This window comes from Marinobacter sp. MA (assembly GCF_048298425.1).
GTDB classification, from domain to species: Bacteria; Pseudomonadota; Gammaproteobacteria; order Pseudomonadales; family Oleiphilaceae; genus Marinobacter; species Marinobacter salsuginis.
The window spans coordinates 4,226,004-4,250,286 of sequence record NZ_CP103058.1 but is presented as its reverse complement, the minus strand read 5'-3'; the positions used below and the strand labels follow the sequence as shown (position 1 = coordinate 4,250,286).

Below are 24,283 nucleotides of genomic sequence, written 5' to 3'. Positions count from 1 at the left end.
GGTAGAGCAGCATGTGTGGAATTGTAGGCGCGGTTTCGGAAAGGGACGTTCAGGGCATCCTTCTTGAGGGTCTGCGCCGTCTGGAATATCGCGGGTATGACTCCGCGGGCATGGCCGTGATCGGTGGTGATCACAAGGTTCAACGCGCGCGGGAGGTGGGCAAGGTTGCCGCGCTCGGCGACGCCATGAAAGCCAACCCGCTTGCAGGTCATCTGGGCATTGCGCACACCCGCTGGGCCACCCACGGTGAGCCCTCCCAGATCAATGCCCACCCTCACATGTCCGGCGAGCGGCTCGCAATCGTCCATAACGGCATTATCGAGAACTATCAGGAGCTGCGCGAAGAGCTGCGGGCGGACGGTTTCGAGTTTTCCTCTCAGACTGATACTGAAGTCGTTGCCCACCTCATCGAGAAGAACTACCGGACCCTGGGGAATCTCCATGATTCGGTGCGGGCCGCCATTGCCCGTCTTCGTGGCGCCTATGCCCTGGCCGTTGTTCACGCCGATGAACCCGACCATCTCGTCGTGTGCCGTGAGGGCAGCCCCCTGGTGATCGGCGTGGGTATCGGTGAGAACTTCATCGCGTCGGACCAGCTCGCGCTGCTGCCGGTCACCGATCGCTTCATGTTCCTGGAGGAAGGGGACATTGCCGACGTCCGCAAGGATGCCATCACTGTTCTCGATCGCGAGGGTCAGTCGGTGGAGCGGGAAGTAACCCGTTTCGAACATGGCGCCGATTCGGCCGACAAGGGCGAATACCGTCATTTTATGCTCAAGGAAATTTACGAGCAGCCCAAAGTGATCAAGGCCACCATGGAAGGCCGGGTCACCAAAACCCGGGTGCTGGAACAGGCATTGGGTACCGAGGCGGCAAATCTGCTTGAGAACGTTCGTCACGTACAGATCATTGCCTGCGGCACCAGTTACCATGCCGGTATGGTGGCCCGTTACTGGATCGAGGAATTGGCTGGTATTGCCTGCTCGGTGGAAGTGGCCTCTGAGTTTCGTTACCGCAAGCACGTGATCCAGCAGGACACCCTGTTTCTCTGTATCTCGCAGTCCGGCGAAACCGCCGACACCCTGGCGGCTCTGCGCCAGGCCAAGAAGGCCGGCTTCCGGGCGGCGCTGGCCATCTGTAACGTGCCGGGCAGTTCCCTGGTGCGGGAATCCGACCTGGTGATCATGACCCAGGCCGGACCGGAAATCGGCGTGGCCTCCACCAAGGCCTTTACCACACAATTGACCGCACTGCTCCTTTTCACCCTCGCTCTTGCTCGTCACAACGGGCTGCCGGAAGAGCAGGAAGCAGAGATCGTTGAGGCCATCCATCTGCTGCCTGGCCAGGTCAGTGATGTCCTGGCCCTGGATGCCGAGATTGCCGAGATGTCCAAAGCCTTCATGGACAAGAACCACAGCCTGTTCCTGGGCCGCGGTTCCCAGTTCCCCGTTGCCCTGGAAGGTGCACTCAAGCTCAAGGAAATCTCCTACATTCACGCCGAGGCCTATCCGGCCGGTGAACTGAAGCATGGTCCTCTGGCCCTGGTCGACAGCGAAATGCCGGTGGTCACCGTCGCGCCCAACAATGATCTGGTTGAGAAGCTGAAGTCCAACCTGGAAGAAGTGCGGGCCCGCGGCGGCGAGCTGTTTGTCTTTGCGGATAAGAAGGCCGATGTGAAAGCCGAAGAGGGCCTTCACGTGATGCAGATTCCTTCTGTGCATCCGATTACGGCCCCGATTGTCTACACCGTGCCACTGCAGCTACTTTCCTATCATGTAGCCGTGCTTAAGGGCACCGATGTGGACCAGCCCCGCAATCTGGCGAAAAGCGTTACCGTTGAATGAAAAAAGCCCCGCATACGCGGGGCTTTTCAGTCAGAGCCGCAGAACCTCAGAAGCGATAGGAAACAGACGCCTCTACCGTTCGTTCCTCGCCAAACCAGCAGTTGGAACTGTCGAAACAGCTGTAGTAGCGCTCGTCGGTGAGGTTGTTAACTGACAGGCCCAGTTCGGTACCTCGCAACGTGTGGGAGACTCGGCCGAGGCTATAACGCAGGGCGACATCCACCAGTGTTGTATCTGGTACTTTCCCCTCATTGGTGGCGGCGTTGTATTCAGCTTCGCCGATGTACCGGGCACCAATGCCTGCAACCAGGCCATTCAAAGGTCCGTCATAAAAGCCATAATCGGCCCACACAGACAGAAGGTGCTCGGGTACCCAGACCGGCGTTCGACCTTTCAGTCCGGTATTGTCCTTGGTGACCTCAACATCCTGCAGCGTGTAGCTGGCGGTCACCAACAGGCTGTCGATGGGCTGTGCCCGGGCTTCAAGTTCGATGCCCTGGGAACGTACTTCCCCGGCCTGGATCTGATCGTAAGGGCCACCGTTGGGGTCGCGAGTCGGCACGTTGTCCTTGGTAATCTGGTAGAACGCAAGGTTGGCTGATGTTTGCTGATCCTGGGACTGGTATTTCACACCCAGTTCCCACTGGTCGCCTGTCGACGGATCAAACTCATTGCCATTACGGTCGCTGCCGGTTTGCGGCTCGAAGCTTTCGGCATAATTGATGTAAGGTGAGAGGCCGTTGGCACTCCGATACATCATGCCCGCGCGAGTGGAAACGTTGTCCTGGTCAAGCTTCCTGTCGACCGTGCCACCGTATTGTCTGCCTTTTTCCTCACCGGTGAAATCATCCCAGCGGACGCCGCCGATGATCACGAACCGGTTCAGCTCGATCTGGTCCTGGAAATAGATGCCAAGCTGCTTCTTGCGAATATTGAAGTCAGAAGACAGTGCGGTGTTCTCTATATTTATGTTGTCTTGAGTGATCTGGTAGTAGTCCGGATCAAACAGATCGATGGCGGGGGCTGCGGTATCCTCGTAGATTACGTCTGAGTCGAGACTGAGGTAATCCAGGCCCACCAGTATATTGTGCCGGGCCGATCCGGTCTGAAAGCGTCCCGAAAACTGGTTGTCCACGGTGAAGCCGGTGGTCGTTTCATCTGTAAGATAGGCCTGTCGGGAGAGAGTCCTGCCATCCGCGGCCAGACCCGTTCCGTAGGTGTTGGTCTGAAACGCTTCCGCGTCGGTGTACCGGAAGTTTTGCAGGAAATTCCAGTTGTCGTTGATGTTGTGGTTGACCTTGTAGCCGGCCAGCAACACCTCTTTTTCAAACTCGTTCCAGTTGGCGTCGCCGGAGAAGGCATCCTGCGGCAGTTCGCCATTGGGGTTGGGCAGGAACAGACCGGAAGCGGGCAGGGTGGTATAAATCCCCATGGCCGGATCGTTCTGGTAGTAAAGGTTGAAGTTGATGAGTGTGTCCTCGCTCACCTGCCAATCCACGGACGGCGCGATCATGTGGCGCTCCTCCTCGGAGGTTTCGGCCTGACCATCCCGGGTACGGGTCAGACCCACCAGGCTGTAGGACAGGCTGGAATCGCCCAGTTGACCCCGGCTCTCAACGGAGGCTTCCGCCAGATTACGGGAACCACCCGCCATCTCAATCTTATTAAAGCTCTCGGTGGAGGGCTGTTTGCCGATCAGATTCACCATCCCGCCCGGCGGCATGGACCCGTATAGCGTCGAGGTAGGGCCCCGGAAGACCTCAACTTGCTCCACAGCCTTCAGATCAATCTGGGGCTGCAGATTCCAGTCGTTGTAGAGCAGTTGCAGGCCGTCATAATAATTCTGGTAGTTGATAAAACCGCGGATGCTGAACAGGTCCAGTCGGCCCACAGCCCCGCCTCGCAACTCGGTGTTCACACCCGGCGCATAACGAAGCGCTGAGGCAACCGAGTCCGCATCGCGCATTTCCAGGGCCTGTTGGTCCAGAACGGAGATGCTCTGCGGGGTTTCACCCGGTTCCAGTGCCGTCTTGGTGGCGGTGTTTCGGTAGGTCTCGCCGTACACCGTCATGGTGTCCAGTTCCAGGGGGACGTTGGAGTCCGCAGCAGCAATCTGGCTGACAGCCAGGCCAATGGCAACAGCCAGTGCGGAGGGTTTGATAACGTGTGAATGCATAATGGGTCCTGTTAAACCTCGAATGATTAATTGCGAATCATTCCCATTATATTTATCTGGTTGAACAGGACTTAACCGATTGGTGCATGCCGGTAATTAATGGTGTCTCAAGCACGACTGGAATCCAGTATTCCATGCTCACTTCCGGCGCCCGGACGTCGAATTCCGGAGGGTAGACCTCCAGATCAAATCCATAGACCGCCTTGCAGCCGGCATGTGGAAGCCAGGCATTGAAAAACCATTTCAGGATTTCAGCGAGTGAGCGGATGGGGCCCTGAAAGGAGACCACCGCGTAATTCTGGGCAGGCACCTGAAGCACTTCGAGACCTTGAGAAGCATGGGCTTCACCGGTTTCAATACCAGCCAGATAGTGGAATTCGGGACCCGCTCCCCCGGAGAGATCAATAACGCCAAACCTGGGTTGCGCCTCTGGTAGCAGCCCGGCGGCCGATAACGAACCCCAGAGCGCAGGGACCTTGACGTTGAAATCAGGATTGGACGAGAACAGTCCCCGTATCTTCTCGGAGCGACCGGCCACGGTGAACGCCGGCCTTGAATCAAGCCGGATGGCAGGGACTCGGGCCCGGAGGGAGGCATCCGGCAGAAGGGCCGGGTCGAGACATAAAGGCGTGCTCAGCAGGCACGGCAGTCCGCGGCGCCGGTATTGGGCCGGTGGACACCCGAAATGCTGTTTGAAACTGCGGCTGAAGCTGATGTCCGAGCCAAAGCCGCAGGCCAGACCAATATCGATGATGCGCTGATTGGTAAACAGCAGCATTTCCGCCGCCAGGCTCAGCCGCAGTTCCCTCACATACTGCCCGACGCATTGACCGGTCTCGAACGCGAACACGCGGTTGAATTGCCAGCGGGACCATCCCCCGATCCTGGCAAGGCTGGTAACGGCCAGCGGCTTGTCCAGGTTCAGGTGGATGTAATCCAGAACCTTCCCGATCCTGCCCAGCTGGGTTTGCCGGCTTGACGGGGTCATCGGGGACTCCTGTTACCGGGCAGGGGATTTACCAGCGATAGCTCAGGGTGCCGACCACACTGCGCTCTTCACCGTAGTAACAGTAGAACTCACAGCTGGCGACGTATTCGCGATCAGCAACGTTGTTCACGTTCAGCTGTGCCACCCAGTTCTCCATGAACTGGTACTGCGCCATCAGGTCCACCACCGTGTAAGAAGGCACCTCGGTTCCTGTGAAGCTGTCGTCGGTACTGCCAACGTACCGGGCGCCACCACCGAGCTTCAGACCCGGCGCAAAATCCTGGAAGGCGTAGTCCAGCCAAACCGACGCAGAATGACGGGGGATCAGATTCGCAGCGGCCGCGGGCTGGTTGTCGGAGGCGTTGTCCGTTGTCGCGTCGTTGTAGGTGTAGGCAGCTGTCAATTCGAGCTGTTCGGTCAGATAGGCGACACTCTCAAGTTCAAAGCCCTGGGTTTCCCTGACGCCTTCCTGAACCTGAAAGCCGGAAGGACTGGTGACCAGTGAGTTTTTTTCCTCAATGTTATAGATGGCCGCCGTCACATAGCCGTCCAGACTGTTCGGAGCGTATTTGACGCCGAATTCCAACTGTTCACCAACCCGCGGTTCGTAAAGGTTGCCGTTGTTATCCACGCCGGCAATCGGTTGGAACGACTCGGTCCACGAAAGGTATGGCGAGAAGCCATTGTCCGCGAGGTACATAACCCCACCGGAGAGAGATATCTGATCGTCATCGGCTCTCTGCCGGGAATCCGCGGTCAGGTTGCGATCAACCACTTCAGCCTGGTCGTACCGCGCGCCCGCGAGAAAAATCCAGCGATCGTCCAGTCGGAGCTGATTCTGGAGATAAAGGCCGGTTTGCTCCTTGGTGATGTTTCGGCGGGTCAGGTCTGCAGGCGATACCGGCGTGAAATTACCGTAAGTCGGGTCGAAGATGTCGATCGTGGAAAAGGCGAAATTATCCAGTTCCAGACCGTTGGTTTCGAGGTCCTGATAGTCCACACCAATCAACAGGGTGTTTTCAGTGCGGTCAGTAAACCAGGTGCCCACCAGCCGGTTATCCACCGTCCAGCTGGACAGATCCCCATCGCGATAGACGATGCCGCGGGTCCCTTCTCTCGGGCCACTCTGGAACGACATGTAGATACTGCGCAGTAGCAGGTCGAGCTCGCTGTAACGGGTGTCCTGTTGAAACTCCCAGGTGTTGTTGAAGCGATGTGAAAGGCTGTAACCGACAGAGGACTGGGTACGTTCGTTGGTGTCGTATCCGGGTTCGCCGTAAAAGGTGGAAGGTTCAACCTTGCCAAAGGGCGTGTCCTGGATCGTGCCGTAAGCCAGCTTGAAGCCATTGTAGGGTACGGCATCATCCTTCTGAAGGCTCGCCAGGAACGTCAGGGAGGTATCCTCGGACACATCCCAGCGCAGGCTGGGCGCCACGTAATAGCGCTCGTTTTCGGTGTAGTCAATATCACCGTCGGCGGAACGGTACAGGCCAACCAGGCGATAGCTGACCGAATCGCTGTCTCCAATCGGGCCTGAGGTGTCCAGACCCAATTGGCGGTGCTCGTTGGTGCCAGCCTGAATCTGCAGTTCTCCCTGCGCCTTATCGGTCGGGCGTTTACTGATGGCGTTGATTACGCCGCCAGGGGGCGCCTCACCGTAAAGAATGGACGCGGGTCCCTTGAGAAGTTCCACGCGTTCAAGGCCATAGGTTTCCGGCAGCCACTGATAGAAGCCCTCGCGATAGATGCGTAAGCCGTCCTGATAGGTGGCCTGGTCGAAACCCCGGATTTTGAACCAGTCAGTGTCGTTGTCCGCGCCATAGTGGCCGGAAACCACGCCGGCGCGATAGCGGAATGTTTCATCAAGGGATTGTACGTTGCGCTCTCGGAGTTCCTCTTCATCGACCACGGAAGCTGGCCTTGGTGTTTCAACCAGCGGTGTTTCCACCTTGAGTGCTGTTGCGGAAACCACGAGGGCATCCAGGTTGGTTGTGGTGTCTTCCTGGGCTAAAACAGGCAGTGCATTAGCGGCGATACCGACGCTTAAGATCAGGCGAATAGCCCTTGCGAGAGGCACGGGAGAGAGAACGGCGGACATTATCAAAACCCTGAAGCTAATGGAGGTGTATGGGAATTTGCTTCAGGATAGTATTGCCAAGCAAATAATAATGCAAATAAATCTCATTAAAATTAAAGGCAGGTGGACGTTTCCTCTTTGATAGCTTTCGGCAATTACCTAGCTTGCCGAGGTGCTCGGTTGATACCTAAAAGCCATTGTTTTATTTGATTATTTTTTTAACTTCCAAACCATTTTTAAGTTTCTTGCAAATCAGTTGCGAAACGTAACAAATCCCTGCTGGCGATGAAAAATCGATCACAATATTGTTCCTGCGCAAATACACCGGTCTCATTAAAGGACGTTAGAAATGCGCCGCTTGCCTCTGATTTTCCTGTTGATTATCTTCGCCTTTTCTTCCAGCGTGCTGGCGGCTCCCAAGCTGACAATTACCAGCGGAACAAACACTCTGGTTCTCGACCGGAATGAGCTTGAAAGCTTTCCACAAACCACCTTTTCAACAACCAGCCCCTATTTTGACGGCGAGGTCCAGTTCTCCGGACCAACCCTGGGACGGGTTCTTGAGACCTTTGGTGTATCTGGACAGTCACAGATCACCCTGACTGCACTGAACAATTACAAGGTCATTGGCTCTCTGGAAGAGCTTCTTTCACTTGATGCGATCATTGCTACCCGCAGGGACTCCAAAACCATGTCTGTTCGTGACCGGGGCCCATTCTGGGTCATTCTTCCACTGTCTGAGCGCCCGGAACTGGATAACGAAGATTTTCATCGCTACATGGTCTGGCAACTCAGCGGCATTGAGCTGGAATAACCGTGAACAAGGGCGCCCTGCTGTCAGGTTTGTTCTCGCGAACCACCGTTGTCTTTCTTTTCCTGGTGGTGCTCCTGCTTCTTGGCGGGAGTTTCTACACCTATTTTCAGGACAGGAAACTTCAGTCGGTGTCGCTTGGCACTTTGCGCATGGCATCCTGGAACCTGGCCCAGCTGGGCAATGAAGCGAGCGCCTTTGACCGGGAGCTGTCGCTGGCGGCGAAGGGGGTGGGAGATCAGGACGAATTGACCCTGCGCTACGATGTACTCTGGAGCCGATATGATTACCTGCTCAACGGCGCCGAGTCCCGGGCAACCCGGGACCACCAGGACAATGAGCAGCGACTGAAAGACCTGTTCAGCGAGTTAAAAGCGTTCGAGGAGTCCGTTCTGACCGGCGTGGAAAGTGGTCCTGAAGAACTTGCGGCTACTATGGAGGCTTGGAAACGCCAGAAAGCGGATATTCAGCAGTTGGTAATCGACAACTTCGTCGGCGATGATGCCAGCAGGTTGGTGACCGCTGTGGAGGAGTCTCGAAATCGGCTTGCTAACCTCCGAATCGTGACTCTGGCGGCTCTCGTTGCCGTGTTTCTGTATTTGGCTTTTGCTATCGCTTTTGTTCGCAGGCAGTCCGGGGTCGACCCTATAACCGGCCTGCCGAACAGCCAATATCTCCACAATGTTCGCCGTGTATCCCCTGAAAAAGCCATTATTACCTGCGAGATTCGAGGCTTTCAGCTGGTTCTGAGTGATTTTGGAACCGAAGGCGGAGACGATTTGCTTCGGGTGTTTGCCGGAAAACTCAAGAAGCAGCTGGGCGCTGATGATGAGCTCATTCAGGCTTCCCAGAGCGGATTCGTGATGTTTATGTCCATGAGCCCGACCGAAGACATCGAAACGATGACGAAGCGGTTGGTTGAAGCGACAACCTTTGATTGGCGCATCCGGGATTCTGTGTTGCATGTGTCAGCAGTCATGGGTGTCGATCCCCAGTGCCAGGGTAATTGCCCCGGCTGGAGTATTCGCTACCAGCGCGCTCACCGGGCACTGACACAGGCCCGGCTGGAAGGCCAGGATTACTGTATCAATCAGGAAGATCTCCGCCGTAAAATTGAAGAGGATCGTCTTGTCCACACCGGCCTTATCCAGTTCTTCAACAACGAACCCGGCACCCTTCACCTGAGCCTCGTGTATCAGCCCATTGTGAGTTCCGAGAACATAAAACTGGTTACCGGTGCCGAGGTGCTTCTGCGCTGCCGGGATGAGCGTGTCGGCTTTGTGCCCCCGAATCGTGTGGTAGACCTGTGTGAGCGTTACGGCCTGGGCGTCGAGCTGGGTCGGTGGCTGTTCCGGCAGATTGCCCGTGAGACCCAGACGCTATACGGGAACCTTGGCTTTAATGGCAATCTTTCCATCAACCTCAACCCGTCCATGTTGGCCGATCACCTGGTGCAGGATGTACAGAGCCTTCTGATTGATGCCGGAATCCCGGCCACTGCCCTGTGTATGGAAATTACGGAAGACAATGCGGCCCTGGAATTCCAACGTATCAATCAGCTGATCGGTAGCCTGCACGATCTGGGCGTGACCTTCGCCCTCGATGACTTTGGTACCGGACATTCATCGCTCGAGTATGTCCGCGAACTGAAGGTAGACCGGCTCAAGATTGATCGATGCTTTGTGAATGGCATTGACGAGAGCGAGGACAAGGCCCGATTCCTCGGGTCCGTGATCGCCATGGCCGAGCAGGCGTACATGAAGAGCGTCATTGAAGGGGTCGAAAACGAAGCCCAGTGGCAATTGATCGAGAGCTTTGGGGGCGTTCTTGTCCAAGGCTATTATGCGCACAAACCGATGCCGCTGAATGATTATGTAGCTCTGCTTCTTGATTCGCGAACCTATTATCCGTCCGTACAGACCAGGTACGTGGCGACAACGGGCTATTGAAGGGGGTCTTCTTGACGTTAAAACAGGGCTTTGTTCCGTGGCTGGTAGGGGTGCTGATCGCCGTCCAGGCCGTTGTCGTTCACAGTACCGAAAAACCACTGCTGTTTGGCATTGTTCCCCAGGAGTCTTCCAGCAAGCTGGCCGACCAGTGGACCCCGTTCATGCGGCATTTATCTGAGCAGTTGGGTCGGGAGGTGCGCTTTACCACCGCGCCGGACATCCCCACGTTTGAAGAGCGTGTTTTGGCAGGCCACTACGACATTGCTTACATGAACCCCTACCATTACGTTGAGTTCAGTGAGTCGCCGGGTTACCGGGCCATTGCGCGTGAGGGTGAAAAACGGATCCGTGGCATTATCGTGGTTGGCGAAGACAGCCCGATAACGAGCCTGGAAGAGCTTGAGGGAGCCACTCTGGCGTTCCCCGCGCCGGCGGCATTTGCGGCAACCATACTGACCCGTGCTGAGCTGGAACGGTTGGGAATCACGTATACTCCGCGCTTTGTGTCCTCCCATGAATCGGTTTACCTGAACGTTCAGAAGGGCTTTGCGGCAGCGGGCGGTGGCATAGAGCGCACCTTCAATTCGGCGGTTGAAGAGGGGCTTACCGGTGTGCGGGTGCTTTGGCGATCTGAGGGTTTTACGCCCCATGCCTTTGCGGTGCACCCGAAGCACGCCGACGATGAGCGGTTGCGTATTCAGGCGGCATTGACCAACCTTGGTAGCAGCGAAGAGGGCCTGGCGCTGTTGCAACGCGCCAACCTGAAGGCCCTGGTTCCGGCCAGCAATGGCGATTGGGACGATGTCCGGGGTCTTGGCCTGAACTTTATCCAGAAGACGGGTGATCCTTGAAGCTATCAATCCGGGCCCAGGCTGTTATCGGCATTGGCATGATAGAAGTTGTCATGCTGGTGGTGCTGCTGTATTCGGTTTTCCACTTTATCGACTCTTCGACAACCGATGAAGTGGAACGTCGGGCCCAGTCTATTGCCCGGATTTTTGCCGCCACCGCTGCTGATGATGTGCTGTCTCTGGATCTCGGATCGCTGCAGTCGTTTGTAGATGCTGCCGCCAGAACACCCGGAACCGCGTTTGCACGGGTAACCGATTACAATGGCCACCTTCTTGCCGAGGCAGGTAATCCGGACGCCTTACATCACTCTTTCCAGCGCTCGCGAGAGACCGCAGGCCTGTCGGATCTCTACATGGCGAAATCCACCATCGTAAAAGCGGGTCTGAGTTACGGCACGGTAGAGATTGGCCTCGACCTGCGGGAACAGTTGCAAGGAATTGAACAGGTCAAGCGCAGAAGCCTGATGATCGCGGGCCTGGAAGTATTAGCCGCAGCCCTTTTCTCGATTGCGGCGGGGTATTATCTGGTCCGGCGACTCAAACACATCAGGCGTGTACTGGAACGGGTCAATAATGGCGAATACAGCCAGCGGGTGAACGATTCACAGCTTGATGAGGTCTCGGAGGTCGCTTCGGAAATTGACCGTCTGACCCAGCGGCTTGCGTGGGAGAAGGCAAACAGTGAACGAAGGATCGCCGAGCTCGAAGAGCTGAATGGGCTACTTCAAAAGCGGCTTTCGGAGCATCGACGGCCTTGAGCCTTGTTCAAACCTGATCGTTGCCTCTCTGTTCGACCTGATTTTTGGCGCAAAAACAGAGTCGCGATACTCCTGCTTGAAGTTGCTTTGTACTACTCCGCGACGACTTCTCCGCTATAACTTCGATATTTTTTTCCGAAAGCGACCTATTGGATGCAGGAATCGGTTAAAATGCGGTCGCTTACGCGATTGAATTTAAGTAAGTTTACTAAAAATAGTGCGTATGGCTTAGCTTGCGCTCCTCTCTTGTTGTTATTACGACCAAATAAGGTCTAAGGGTCGTACCTTTGGACCATACCCCGGTACGCAAATATCAAGGAAGATTCGGGCCTGCTGCCACACAATACCAATAACCCGTTTTCTCAGAAGATTTCCGTAATGCCCACTACCGTTATTTCCGGCTTTACCCACAACTTCCTTGGCAAGGCGCCCGTCTGGTACAAGCAGGTCATCCTGTTGTTTCTTGTCGCCAACCCGATTGTCATGTGGACCCTGGGGCCGGGAACGGCCGGCTGGCTTCTGATTGCGGAGTTTATTTTTACCCTGGCCATGGCCCTGAAGTGCTATCCGCTGCTGCCGGGTGGTCTGCTGGCGGTTGAGGCCTTGTTGATCGGGTTGACCACGCCGGACGCGGTCTATCTGGAAGTGCTCACCAACTTCCCGGTTATCCTGCTGCTGATGTTCATGGTGGCGGGCATCTATTTCATGAAGGAGCTGCTGCTGGTGACGTTCACCCAGATTCTGGTGGGTGTGCGCTCCAAGTCGGCTCTGTCATTATTGTTCTGCTCTGCGGCGGCGATTCTTTCGGCTTTCCTGGACGCCCTGACGGTGACCGCGGTTATCATCAGCGTCGCAGTGGGTTTCTACTCGGTTTACCACAAGGTGGCTTCCGGTAAGGGTTATCAGCACAAGGATCACAACGCCGGCAGTGACGACGAAGTGATCGAACTGCACCGGGAAGATCTGGAAAACTTCCGGGCCTTCTTGCGCAGCCTGCTGATGCACGGTGCAATCGGTACAGCCCTGGGTGGCGTGGCCACCATGGTGGGCGAGCCGCAGAATCTGCTGATTGCCAAGGTGGTGGGCTGGGATTTTGCCGGCTTCTTCCTGCATATGGCGCCGGTGAGCCTGCCGGTCCTCGCGGCCGGGCTGTTTACCTGCTGGGCTCTGGAGAAATTGCGCTGGTTTGGCTACGGCGGGCGCCTGCCCAAGCCCGTGCGCCGGGTGCTGGAAGAGTTTGCCGAGAACGAGCGGACCAAGCGCACCAAGGCTGATCAGGCCGCACTCTGGGTACAGGCGTTTGCCGCGGCAATTCTGGTGGTGGGCCTGGCATTCCACCTGGCCGAGGTCGGCTTGATTGGCCTTCTGGTGATTATCCTGATTACCTCATTTACCGGTGTCACCGACGAACATCAGATTGGCAAGGCTTTCCAGGAATCCCTGCCATTTACCTCTCTGCTGGTAGTGTTCTTCGCGGTTGTTGCGGTGATCCACGAACAGCACCTGTTCAAGCCGATCATTGATTACGTTCTGTCGCTTCCCGAAGCCCGGCAGCCGGGCATGTTCTTTATTGCCAATGGCGTACTGTCGATGATCAGCGATAACGTGTTTGTTGCCACCGTGTATATCAGTGAGGTGAAGCAGGCCCTGGATGCAGGTGCTATCAGCTATGATCACTTCCAGAAGCTGGCGGTTGCCATAAACACCGGCACCAATCTTCCCAGTGTGGCAACCCCGAATGGCCAGGCGGCTTTCCTGTTCCTGCTGACGTCTGCCATTGCGCCGCTGGTTCGTCTGTCCTATGGCAAGATGGTGGTAATGGCCTTCCCCTACATGCTGGTGATGGGAGGGGTAGGACTTTACATGGTGATGAATTACATCTGAGGCCAGCAACCCATCGTAATCTTCAATGCTGCCATTGAGGCGCACTCTGCCGGGTGCGTTTTTCATTGTTTTACTTTGTGCTAACCAAGTATTTACATGTCGTATAAAGCGACATACAAAAAGATGCACTTGACTGCTATTTCCTGTTTGTCTCTCCGCGGTAAATTATCGCCATAATGTGATCTGGATCACAAAAATCGCAAAAAATGCGTTTCGGAGTGGCGGCAAGTGGCACACCTTCCCCGAGTGAAAAGACTACTCGTTGAATTTTCCCTTTTACTGGCGTTCTCGGTCAGTCATCTCTGCGCTGCCGCTGTTTTCACTGCTACCGGCAGCATATTGTTGCTAATTCTGTCTCTGGGGTCTGCGTGTTGTGGGTTCTGGTTTTGTTTTCAGCGCTTCTGTCAGGTAAACGCCGCACTGGCATCACTAAGAGGCTACGCGCTGTATCAATCACGCATGCTTGAACAATTGACTGTCTCCAACCAGGGTGCAGACAGCGCGCGTATTCGAGGCGCTGTCATGGAGTTCAACTGCCGGTGCGTGGATTGACAGTTGATGATAGAGAGCGGCGTATGGCGCCTACCATCCCGGCTTACCTTCCTGTCGGTAGATAGTCTTCGTAAGACAATTCTTGACGAAAAAGACGTTTGCTATGACTGGTTTTTCGATCTCCGTGATGTTTCAGAAATCGACCAGAGCGGACTGGACTGGTTGCTTGCGGTCAGGAACCGAGTCATGGGAGCCGGTTTCGGGCTTTTTTTTCTGAATACGCCGCACCAGTTCAAGTACATCATAGGGCTTATAGAACGTGACCAGGTGTACTCCGGTCGAAGACCCGCCCATGCGTAAGGCCAGTCCTAGTAAATACACCAGAAAAATCGTCATCAGCCTTGGAGCTATTTCTGCCACCATCCTCGTTTTGCTTTTTGCATCATTGTCGTTGATCGGGGGGGTTGAGGAAGACAGCAGGGTGATTCACCGGGAAGTCGTTCCGGATCTGGTGTCTCTGCAAGCTGCCAAGCTCGATCTCGTACTCGCCAGACAATCGCTGAGCATTCTGGAGGCTCAGTCTCTCTCCGATGCTTTTGGGGACGGCAGGACGGAACCTGTTTCACTGTCCCTTCAGGCTGGAGAACTCCTGAGGCGCAACCGGGAAGCGTTTTTAGACGAGCGTCTCATTAAGCGCGCTGAAGTGGTTTTTGATAGCAGTGCAGCCGAACTGCAGCGCCTGAAAGCGCTGACAGATCGTTCACGGTTAATGGATGCAGAGGTAACGCGGGCCCTGGATGGTTTTGGCCAGAGCGTGATTGATCTGATCAACACACTGCCGGCGGGTGTTCCGCTTGATGCTGCCGGGTTGATTTCCGGGGTCGCCAACCAGGCCGATGCCGTACTACAAATGGGCTATCAGAGCCTATTCAGTCTCGGTAGAGCTGAAAAAATGGATGAGGTCCGGGAGGCTTTGCGCGGTCTCGAGAGATCCGTAGGCGATGCTTTTCTCTGGATTCAGCGTAACCGAGTCTCGGTGGACCGGGTTTTTCCAACGGTTTTTGAAGATCGCATTCTTCCGGCTTACGAACGCGCCAGGAACCTGATTGCTCAGAACGGACCTTTGGAACAGCTGCATCAGCAAAGAGTGGCGGCTATCGTGCAAAGCCGTGAAATGATTGGGCTGAGTCTCGACTATGTCACGTCTATTGAAAGCCAGTTGAGCGATAAAACGGTGGAGCTGCAGCTGCTCAGAAATCGGCTGATGGCGGAACTGGAGAGCAGCTTTACCTTGTCGAAATGGGGCATCGTGGTGCTCTCGTTCGTTTTGATGATTATCGTGGTGTTGATCTCAGGGTATGTGACGGAATCAGTAAGCTCGAGCCGGCGTCTGCTCGAGAGGAAAATCACCGAGCGTACCCTGGATCTGGAGAACTCAAAGGAATCGCTCATGCGGGCGCTCAGCAAGGAACGGCTGGCGCAGGCAGAACTGATTGAAAAACAGAATGAGTTGTACCGGGCCAACCAGGCCCTATCGAAATCCCTGGATCAGATCAAACGAACCCAGGTTCTGATGACGCAACAGGAAAAGCTGGCTTCTATCGGGCACCTTGCTGCCGGCGTTGCCCATGAGATCAACAACCCTCTCGGATTCATTCTCAGTAATATCAACCGCCTGAATGACTACATCAACGATCTGATAGCGATTATCGAGCAGTCCCGAAGCTGGCTGAATGCGGAGGAAGTGGAAACGGTTTCGCTGCTTGCTGACAGGCTCAACGAATCTCTCATCCAGTATGACTACGATTTTATACGGGACGACCTGCCCTCACTGATTGAGGACTGCGTTGAAGGAGGTGTGCGTGTGAAGGAAATCATCCAGAACCTCAAGGATTTTTCCCGGGCAGATAGCTCGCGAGACACCTTCGAGCAGCAAGATCTGCGAAAACTGATCGAAAAGACTCTCAACTTGCTCAAAAACGTGACCAAATACACCAGTCAGGTTGAGTTGGTGTGTCCCCAAGGGCTCGTAGTGGATCTGCTGCCCGGTCCGTTTTCGCAGGTCATTTCAAATCTGGTGATTAATGCTGTTCACGCCATCAAGAAAGTCGAACGGCAGGGCCTGATAACGATCATCGTCACAGATTCTCCGGGGAGCGTTTACGTCAAAGTTTCGGACAACGGCTGCGGTATTGCCGAGCAACACATTGGCCGAATCTTCGACCCGTTCTTTACCACGAAAAAGGTGGGCGAAGGCACTGGCCTCGGAATGAACATCGCCTACGACATCATTGCCAATCGACACGGCGGAAAGATCGAGGTGGCCAGTGAAGAAGGAGTTGGCACGGAATTTTGCATTGAGCTCCCGCGACAGCACGAGCTGATTGTTCAAACAGCGATAAGTGCATAGCGCCAACACAGCGCGAGATCAGCCGCTTTCAACATCAACCAATGGGAAAATCAGTATGGATCTGACCTCTAATCAAGCACCTCGTGATACTGGCAGAATTCTGTTTGTTGACGATGAACAGCCAATCCTCAACTCCCTGATGCGGTTGACCCGAAAACAAAACTTTCAGTGTCTCTTTGCCAGTAGTGGCGCCGAAGCACTTGAAATTATGCAGGAGCAAACCGTGGATCTGGTGGTGTCGGATATGCGTATGCCCGAGATGTCCGGCCACGAGTTTTTGGCCGAGGTGAAACAGCGCTATCCCGGCACCATTCGTTACCTGCTGACCGGCCAATCTGATCTCGAATCGACAGTCAGTGCGTTGAACGATGGGGGCATCAGTCGCTTTATCCATAAGCCCTGGGATGATGACAAGTTCATAGAGGCTCTGGAAGAAGGGCTCAAGGTAGTCAGGCTTGAACGGGATAATCGTCGCCTGATGATAACTACCCAGGAGCAGGCCCTGTCGCTGAAACGCCTCAATGCCGAGCTGGAGGACCGGGTGTTGGCTCGGACGAAACTGCTCCGTCGAGCCATGCGCCAGCTGGAAACCAGCTACGACGCGTTTGTGAAAACCTTCTCTTATTTTATCAGCCACCGTGCGCACCTGATTAAAGGACAGTCCCAACTGGTCGCTGATCTGTGTTTCAGGGTCTGTGACCTGCTCCAGGTGGAGAGTACCGAGAGAAAGCACATTTTCTATGCGGCGCTTCTCCATGAGGTAGGCAAGCTGGCGCTCCCGGATGAGGTGCTGGGTCGGTCCGAAGTTCGGCTCACCGGTAGGGATCGTGAAGAGTATCGCCAGTACCCTGTCATTGGCGAATTGGCCCTGACGAGCATAAAAGCTTTGGAGAAAGCGGCGCTGCTGATACGTCACCAGAACGAGCACTTTGATGGCTCTGGCTACCCGGACCGATTGGTATCGCAAAGCATTCCCCTTGGATCCCGCATACTGCTTGCCTGCAGGGAGTTCATCGGGATCCAGACTGAATATATGCGAGCCACGCCGTTGAATGCCGAAGAAGCCTTGAATCATCTGCGTAAGAATGCGGGCATCAGATACGATCCCGCTGTGGTGGAGGCCATCGCCCAGACGCAATACACCCTCAATGTGTCCTCTCTCTCGCCGATGGAGCGAATTGTCAGTTATCGCGATCTGGCCCCGGGGATGATCCTTAACCGGGATCTGGTAACAGACCGGGGCATTCTTTTGATCAGCCGGGGTGGCATCCTTACCCAGACCATGGTCGACCGGTTGAGGCGTCTTGGCGCTGAGGACAATTTAAAGATGCCGATTCATATTATCGAACCTGCCCTCGAGGCGAATCCATGAGCGCCAATTCAGGACATCGCATTGTCTGCGTGGATGATGAACCCGCCATATGCCGTGCACTGAGACGTTGCCTGCAGCGTCTCGGGGTAGAGATCGTGACCTATACAGATCCGAACCAGTGCTTGGAGGACCTGGAGGCGCTCAATCCGGACATCATCATTTCCGATCTTTGCATGCCTCAGCTTTCGGGCATTGAGTTTCTTGTGAAAAGCAGGCAACTGGCACCGGGTGCAGCAAGAATCCTGTTATCTGCCCATGCCGAACGGGACGGCCTGATTCAGGCAATTAACGATGCGGGCATTCACAGGTTTATAGAAAAGCCCTGGAGCGACGACGAGCTTATGTTCACCGTTTTCCATGCCCTTCGCGCTGAGCATGATGGGTCTGACATTGCCCGCAAGCCAGGAATCCCTGCTGCTCCCGGAAAACGCATTGATCCCAGGGTGCAGGAACTCATCCGTCTGGAGCAGGAGACCCCGGGTATATCCAGGGTGGAGCTGGATGAGGACGGTTATATCGACCTGTCTCGCTGATTGATCATTTATTTCACGTATTTTTTGAATTGCGTAGGCTGTCAGTGCAACTCTCCGCAATTCTGATAACCTCTAGAAAAACGATGATAAGAACTGGTGGTTATGGCGAGTTGGTTTTGGGGTACGTCTGTAAAAGCGCCAATGTGCTGGCGTGCTTTATGCGCAGTTTCTTTGCTCGTAGCTCTCTGCATTTCAAAGCCAGGTCTGGTGTTGGCAGATACCGCGAATACAAGACTCCTTCGCATTGCCTACGTCGAGTTTCCCCCCATCACCTACCGGGCCGAAAATGGCGAGGCAGAAGGAACCTTCATCGAAATTACCCGAAAAGTGGCGCTGGAGGCAGGGTATGAGGTGGATTTCCTTTATCTTCCGGTAACCAGGGCCTATCTCTATTTAACCAATGGCAAGATCGATGCCTGGCCTGGAGTAACAAGCATTCCGGCGCTCGATGGGGAGGTACTGGAGAGCTGGGCAAGCCCGTTGCCAGTCCAGCTCAGCGCCTGGTACCTGGAGACAACGCCACCCGTCGATCACTTCGATACGCTTCTGGGAAAAACGGTCATTGTTATTGGCGGCTACACTTATGGCGGGTTGCTTTCCTGGCTGGAGAGTGAAGGCTCGATTCGTGTTACGGAAGCGCCGAATCACCGCTCGGCTCTGGACATGCTCAAGCGCGGGCGCGGCGATTATTTGCTGGATTACCGGCAACCCGTAATGGACACACTTGAGATGCCGGCTGACAGTATGATCCGTGAATCCGAGGTTCGCTCAAGAAACCTGGCCTGGCTCTTTTCCCTCGCAAATCCGAGGGCAGCCCTTCTTCGGGAAGCGTTTGATGATGCCTATATCCGTCTTGCGGAAAGGGGCGAAGTACCTCCAATCAGAAAGATCAACGAGGGCTTTGTAGTGCCAGGCTTTCCGGAACAGTATCGTTAATCCCCTGGTACAGCCCGAGATTCAGGGTTTAGAAAAATATCCCCATACCAGGCCGTTGCTTTTTCCCCGGTGTTGTCGGAATCCGACATAATGGCAATTCCGACCACCGGTGGTGGTTCCTCACCAAAGGCTTCCCGGTAGTCGGCCATAATGTCACGTTCCACGGTGACCCATTCACCGACCTGTTCTGATCCTGAATTCACCGCGATCATCATGGTTTTCTCGGTGTAGGGGTTGGGCACGATCTCGCCCTTGGGCAGGCTATTGGCCCAGATGTAGTTCAGAGCGTTGCCCGGGAGGGACTCTCCGAATAACACTTCAACCGTCTTGCGTTTGGCGCGTTCGAAGAAGCCTGCTTTTTCAGGCTGGAACTCGAACGCAACGTAGATCCTGGCAGGATAATCGTCACCGGACTTTTCCCGGGCATCACCCTTCTCGAACACGTTCGAGACCTTCCAGCGCCACTGCAAAATCAGTGAATCGGCGGGCTCCAATCTTACCCGGGCAATGAGGCCAGATGCCCCACCTTCGGTGGTGGCCCTGACAACCTGCTGACCGTCCTCTGTGGTCAGTTCATACCGACTGAGCTGATCGATCTTGGGAAATTCCAGGGGTTCCCAGCCGTCATTCAGGGACTGCATGTCAGAAAACGGTTTGAGAGCGGGCGATTGCTGAGCAACCAGGATTCCAGAAATGCCTGCAAAAAACAGGAGTGACAGGAATCTTGTCGTCTTTCTCATCAGGCTTCTCGATGTCTGGAAGGAGGTATACCCGTGGACAGACGCTTTGCGCAAAAGTGCCCGAAACGATTACTGAATTGCCAACACCCGGATCGCGCTGGCCGCCGCTGCCGTCCGGTTCTCCACGCCCAGCTTCCGGAATACCTGCTCCAGATGCTTGTTGACGGTCCGGGGGCTCATATCCAGTATCTGCCCAATTTCCCGATTGGTCTTGCCGTTGGCGATCCACAGTAACACGTCGGATTCCCTCAAAGTCAGTTCGAACCGTTGCCGCAAAGCGGCTGTTGCGCTGTTGGGATTCTGCGGTGTTTTTAGCCGAAGCAGGTATTCTCGGTTATCCACAAGGGCCAGAAACTCCACGGACCTAGCCACGCCCATGATTTCCATTGGCATGCTGTGGCCTGGTTCGGGTTGGTGCCCCAGCCATTCTGCCAGGCGGGCACGGACATCGGAGAATTCAGGGTGCGCCGCATCGGGCAGGTACTGACAAACCTGGGGCGTGCCCCAGAGCAGGTTGCCCTCCTGGTCCACGGCAAACAGGTTCTGACCGGCTGTATCCAGCGCGCTGCGGGCGCTTCGGGTCATGCGGGCGTTGGTCAGGTGCACATCCATTCTGGCCAGCAGCTCGGTGGTGTTGATGGGCTTTGTCACGTAATCCACGCCCCCGGCATTGAGCCCCATAACAACGTGCTCCGTGTCGCTCAGCCCGGTCATGAAGATAATAGGAATGTCGGTAAATGCCGGGTTCTCCTTCAATCTTCGACAGGTTTCGAAGCCGTCCATGTGGGGCATCAGAGCATCCATCAGCACCACGTCCGGCGTTATATTCTGGCTGATGGTGAGGGCCTGGTTCCCTTCCAGGGCAACCAGCACCGTCATGCCGGCCTCTTCCATGGCATCGTTGATCATTCGAATGGAGTCGACCGCGTCATCCACGACCATCACGACAGTTTTCCGGTCATTATGAAGCTTCATGTTCGGCTACCTCGAGTAGTTCAAGAATTTTCTCGAACTGGAAATCATTGGTGAGTCTGGTGAGCTCACGCGCAAAGGGGTCAGCTGCATCGCCGCTGTGTTTCAGGGCATGCAAGGCTTCAAGCAAGCCCTTTCGATGCCCGATCCGGGCCAGGTCGGCCAGAGCCAGACGATGCTCCAGTTCCGGTAAGGGAAGAACGCCATGCTCGGGGGCGGGAATGGCCGCGAGGGGCTCCGGGCTTTTATCGAAACGCCACCCGAGGTCCAGCACGCTGGCAATGGTGTCAAGCAGCAGATCGAGTCGCACGGGTTTAATGATGTAGCCATCGTGCAGCCGGGGAGAATCAGCCGCGTGGTGACCTTCATTGGCGTCGGCTGAAACCATGACAACCGGGATGGTGTGCTTGTGCTCGCGCAGTGATGCCAGCACGTCCCAGCCGCTCATTCCGGGCATGGAGACGTCCAGAAGCACGAGGTCAGGGCGCTCCGCCTCAACGGTCGCCATTACCGTCAGCGCATTTCCGGTGTCGACGATTTCAAAGCCCAGGGGTGAAAGCATGGCACGCATGACCTGGCGGTGGGAGACATCGTCATCGACCAGCAGCACTTTTCGCCGCGGGCCGTGGTACCCGTAGATGCGTTTGGTTGGCGTCGAGATGGAGCGGGGCGCGGAGGCATGCAGGCTCGACAGCATGAGGCTCACACGAAAGACGCTGCCCTGCCCAGGCTCGCTTTCAACCGAAATATCACCCCCCATGATCTCGGTGAGCAGGCGGGTAATGGTCAGGCCAAGACCCGTGCCTGTCCGGCTTTGTCCCGGTGTGCGGATGCGCTCGAAGGGCCGGAAGATACGTTCCACATTCTCGGGGGCTATACCCTCGCCGGTGTCGCGCACGGTGAACTCGGCCACCTGACTGCGATAGCGCAGGGTCAGGGATACTCCGCCCCGGTCAGTATATTTAATGGCGTTGGACAGGAGGTTGATCAGAATCTGCCGCAGTCGTTTTTCGTCTGTGGTCACCAGTTCCGGAAGCGGATTGGGGCAGTGATAATCAAAGGCCAGGCCTTTGTCTTCCGCCTGCAAGCGGAACATGGTCACCAGTTGCTCCATCAACAGTTCAATGCGGACCTGATCACGGTGCAGGTCCAGCCGACCCGCTTCGATTTTGGAAATGTCCAGCAGCCCCTCAATGAGGTCGGCCAGGTATTCACCGCTGCGACGAATCACACCCAGGGCTTCCTTCCGGTGCGCGGGAATGGTTTCGTCGTTCTCCATCAGCTGGGCGTATCCGAGAATGGCATTCAGTGGAGAGCGGAGTTCGTGACTGATACCGGTCAGGTAGCGACTTTTCGCGCCATTTGCGGCCTCCGCCTGCTCTTTCGCCTGCTGGAGGGCCTGGTCGGTTCGTTCATGGGCGATGATCTCTTCCATCAACAGGCGGTTCTGACGACGGGACTCTTCCTCGGCCACCACCCGGCTTTCATGGGCAAGCACGAACAGCCAGCAAATCACACCGGTTACGATGACCAGTATGAAGAACACCTTCCAAAGCGTAATCGACAGCAGCAGACCCTCGGCCGGTGAAGCCACCGGAGTCTTGAAATAGATTAATGACAACAGCAGTCCCGAAAGCCCGTTGATCAATATCAGCAGACTCAGGAAATGCCCGATCCGCGAACGCAGACCGTCCAGCACCGGTTTCGGCATCAGGGTTCCGAGAAACTGATTGAGCTGCTCCTGATAACCCGCTCCCGGCTTGCACACGTCGCCACACCGGGCATCCAGAGAGCAGCACAGGGAGCAGATGGTGCCTTCGTAGGCGGGACAGGTCGTGAGGTCCTCGGGTTCAAAGTGGTGTTCGCAGATCGTGCACTGAACCGGGTGATGGTCGGTCGCAATCGGGACGAAGGGCCGTGCGGTGTAAAAACGGCCGCCAGTCCTCCAGGCAATCAGAGGCGCCATGATCAAAGCAACGGCCATCGCGATGAAGTGGGAAAGCGCCTGGGGATAGTCCCCCAGTATGCCGGTGTGACAGGTAATGCCGACAACCGAAGCTGTCAGCATGGCACCAACGCCGACAGGGTTGATGTCGTACAAGTGGGCGCGCTTGAACTCAATGTGCGCAGGGCTGAGCCCCAGTGGTTTGTTGATTACCAGATCCGCCACCAGGGAGCCTACCCAGGCAATGGCGACAATGCCGTAGAACCCCAGGGTTTCTTCCAGGGCCCGATAGACCCCCAGTTCCATCACCAGCAGGGCAATGGCGACGTTAAAGAACAACCAGACGACCCGCCCGGGATGACTGTGGGTCAGACGAGAAAAGAAATTGGACCAGGCAATGGAGCCGGCGTAGGCGTTGGTGACGTTGATCTTGAGCTGGCAAAGAATGACAAAAATGCCGGCCATGGCCATGGAAATCTCGGGCGAATGGGTAATGTAGTTGAAAGCGATCAGGTACATCTGGGTAGGATCGGCGGCTTCGGAGGCCGTAACGCCCTGATTCAGGGCAAGCACGGCCAGGAAAGAGCCTGCCAGAATCTTCAGCATACCGATCACGATCCAGCCAGGGCCGCCCGCCATAACGGCAACCCACCAGCGCCGTTTTTCCTTCGCGTTCTGGGGCTCGGGGATAAAGCGCAGGAAATCAACCTGCTCGCCGATCTGTGCGATCAGGGAAAAGACAACCGCCGCCGCGGCTCCAAACATCACGATACTCAAGCCACCGGTATTCACCGGGTTAACGCCCTCGAATTGCGTCCAATCGCTGATTGAGGAGGCGTCCGAGTAGATGACAAAAACAAAAGGAACGATCTGCAAAAGGATAAAGGCTGGCTGGGTCCAGACCTGGAAACGGCTGATCGTGGTGATGCCATGTATGACCAATGGAATGATGACCACAGCACAGATCAGGTAGCCAAGCACGAGAGGAATTCCGAACAGCATTTCCAGCGCCATGGCCATGATCGCCGCCTCGATGGCGAAGAAGATAAACGTGAATGAGGCATAGATCAGGGAAGTGATGGTGGAGCCAATGTAGCCGAAGCCGGCGCCGCGGGTCAGCAGGTCAATGTCGACCCCGTAACGGGCTGCGTAGTAACTGATCGGGATCGCCGTCAGAAAGATCACCAGGCTGACAGCGAGGATCGCGGCGACCGCGTTATCGAACCCGTAGTGCAGGGTAATGGAGCCGCCAATGGCTTCAAGCGCCAGAAACGAGATCGCTCCCAGAGCGGTATTGCTCACCCGGGCCGCGGACCAGCGCCGGGCGCTTTTGGCAGTAAAGCGAAGCGCATAGTCCTCCAGGGTCTGGTTGGCTACCCACTGGTTGTAGCTGCGCCGAACCCGAAAAATAGTCTGTCTTGCCGCCATGACTGCCTTGCCTTTGGTTTCTGGGTGCCCCGCGTTAGTGCAGCTTCAAGCTGAAATGCACCGGATGAGAAAGCCGGAACAATATCCGTGCCATAGAGCGGTACCGGGATGTTCTTC

The 24,283-nt window shown here is 55.7% G+C and carries 17 protein-coding genes; 10 read left to right on the top strand and 7 right to left on the bottom strand.

Translation table 11 applies throughout. The annotated features are described in order from the left end of the window. Positions 1-11 precede the first annotated feature (11 nt). A complete protein-coding gene (glmS, locus tag NUW46_RS19600) occupies positions 12-1,844 on the top strand; it encodes a glutamine--fructose-6-phosphate transaminase (isomerizing) (protein WP_418141039.1) in 1,833 nt (610 codons plus the stop codon). Between the two features lie 46 nt (positions 1,845-1,890). Here the strand turns inward: glmS and NUW46_RS19595 are convergent, their stop codons facing one another. Genes NUW46_RS19595 through NUW46_RS19585 form a run of 3 tightly spaced genes read right to left on the bottom strand, consistent with a single transcriptional unit; the run spans position 1,891 to position 7,106 of the window. Next, positions 1,891-4,020 (bottom strand): TonB-dependent siderophore receptor, encoded by a 2,130-nt coding sequence (locus tag NUW46_RS19595; RefSeq protein ID WP_418141038.1) that lies wholly within the window; start codon positions 4,018-4,020, stop codon positions 1,891-1,893. Positions 4,021-4,072: 52 nt separating this feature from the next. Then, positions 4,073-5,008 carry a helix-turn-helix domain-containing protein gene (locus NUW46_RS19590; RefSeq protein WP_418141037.1) on the bottom strand — a complete coding sequence of 312 codons (936 nt, stop codon included), beginning with the start codon at positions 5,006-5,008 and terminating at the stop codon, positions 4,073-4,075. Positions 5,009-5,036: 28 nt separating this feature from the next. Continuing rightward, on the bottom strand, positions 5,037-7,106 hold the full coding sequence (locus NUW46_RS19585; RefSeq protein ID WP_418141036.1) for a TonB-dependent siderophore receptor: 2,070 nt from the start codon (positions 7,104-7,106) through the stop codon (positions 5,037-5,039). 328 nt (positions 7,107-7,434) lie between these two features. On the opposite strand from NUW46_RS19585, the gene NUW46_RS19580 reads away from it, so the two are divergent. The 5 genes from NUW46_RS19580 to nhaB all read left to right on the top strand — a co-directional run bounded on the left by NUW46_RS19580 (position 7,435) and on the right by nhaB (position 13,338). After that, entirely contained in the window at positions 7,435-7,899 is a 465-nt protein-coding gene (locus tag NUW46_RS19580; protein WP_418141035.1) for a hypothetical protein, read from the top strand. Positions 7,900-7,901: 2 nt separating this feature from the next. Beyond that, positions 7,902-9,845, top strand: coding sequence for an EAL domain-containing protein (locus NUW46_RS19575; protein WP_418141034.1), 1,944 nt, complete (start codon positions 7,902-7,904; stop codon positions 9,843-9,845). Positions 9,846-9,856: 11 nt separating this feature from the next. Continuing rightward, a complete protein-coding gene (locus NUW46_RS19570; protein WP_418141033.1) occupies positions 9,857-10,696 on the top strand; it encodes a phosphate/phosphite/phosphonate ABC transporter substrate-binding protein in 840 nt (279 codons plus the stop codon). Next, positions 10,693-11,454 (top strand): HAMP domain-containing protein, encoded by a 762-nt coding sequence (locus NUW46_RS19565; protein WP_418141032.1) that lies wholly within the window; start codon positions 10,693-10,695, stop codon positions 11,452-11,454. Before NUW46_RS19570 ends, NUW46_RS19565 begins: the two co-directional genes overlap by 4 nt. Positions 11,455-11,832: 378 nt before the next feature. Then, on the top strand, positions 11,833-13,338 hold the full coding sequence (gene nhaB / locus NUW46_RS19560) for a sodium/proton antiporter NhaB (RefSeq protein WP_418141031.1): 1,506 nt from the start codon (positions 11,833-11,835) through the stop codon (positions 13,336-13,338). A 684-nt stretch (positions 13,339-14,022) separates the two neighbouring features. Here nhaB and NUW46_RS19555 read toward each other — a convergent pair. Then, the gene (locus NUW46_RS19555) at positions 14,023-14,184 is read right to left on the bottom strand and encodes a hypothetical protein (RefSeq protein ID WP_418141030.1); all 162 of its coding nucleotides are present in this window, start codon (positions 14,182-14,184) and stop codon (positions 14,023-14,025) included. On the opposite strand from NUW46_RS19555, the gene NUW46_RS19550 reads away from it, so the two are divergent. The 4 genes from NUW46_RS19550 (at position 14,183) to NUW46_RS19535 (ending at position 19,081) form a co-directional block, all read left to right on the top strand. Continuing rightward, entirely contained in the window at positions 14,183-16,240 is a 2,058-nt protein-coding gene (locus NUW46_RS19550) for a sensor histidine kinase (protein WP_418141029.1), read from the top strand. The two genes, NUW46_RS19555 and NUW46_RS19550, sit on opposite strands and share 2 nt — an antisense overlap. A gap of 55 nt (positions 16,241-16,295) precedes the next feature. Further along, positions 16,296-17,612 carry an HD domain-containing phosphohydrolase gene (locus NUW46_RS19545; protein ID WP_418141028.1) on the top strand — a complete coding sequence of 439 codons (1,317 nt, stop codon included), beginning with the start codon at positions 16,296-16,298 and terminating at the stop codon, positions 17,610-17,612. Then, a complete protein-coding gene (locus tag NUW46_RS19540) occupies positions 17,609-18,145 on the top strand; it encodes a response regulator (protein ID WP_418141027.1) in 537 nt (178 codons plus the stop codon). Before NUW46_RS19545 ends, NUW46_RS19540 begins: the two co-directional genes overlap by 4 nt. 207 nt (positions 18,146-18,352) lie before the next feature. After that, positions 18,353-19,081, top strand: coding sequence for a substrate-binding periplasmic protein (locus tag NUW46_RS19535; RefSeq protein ID WP_418141026.1), 729 nt, complete (start codon positions 18,353-18,355; stop codon positions 19,079-19,081). Here the strand turns inward: NUW46_RS19535 and NUW46_RS19530 are convergent. The 3 genes from NUW46_RS19530 to NUW46_RS19520 form a co-directional block, all read right to left on the bottom strand. After that, positions 19,078-19,722, bottom strand: a complete 645-nt coding sequence (locus NUW46_RS19530) for a DUF3047 domain-containing protein (RefSeq protein WP_418142066.1) — start codon at positions 19,720-19,722, stop codon at positions 19,078-19,080. The two genes, NUW46_RS19535 and NUW46_RS19530, sit on opposite strands and share 4 nt — an antisense overlap. A 168-nt stretch (positions 19,723-19,890) precedes the next feature. Continuing rightward, positions 19,891-20,796, bottom strand: coding sequence for a response regulator (locus NUW46_RS19525; RefSeq protein WP_418141025.1), 906 nt, complete (start codon positions 20,794-20,796; stop codon positions 19,891-19,893). Beyond that, positions 20,783-24,166: an ATP-binding protein gene (locus NUW46_RS19520; RefSeq protein WP_418141024.1), complete on the bottom strand. Its 3,384-nt coding sequence runs from the start codon at positions 24,164-24,166 to the stop codon at positions 20,783-20,785. Before NUW46_RS19520 ends, NUW46_RS19525 begins: the two co-directional genes overlap by 14 nt. Positions 24,167-24,283: the final 117 nt, after the last annotated feature.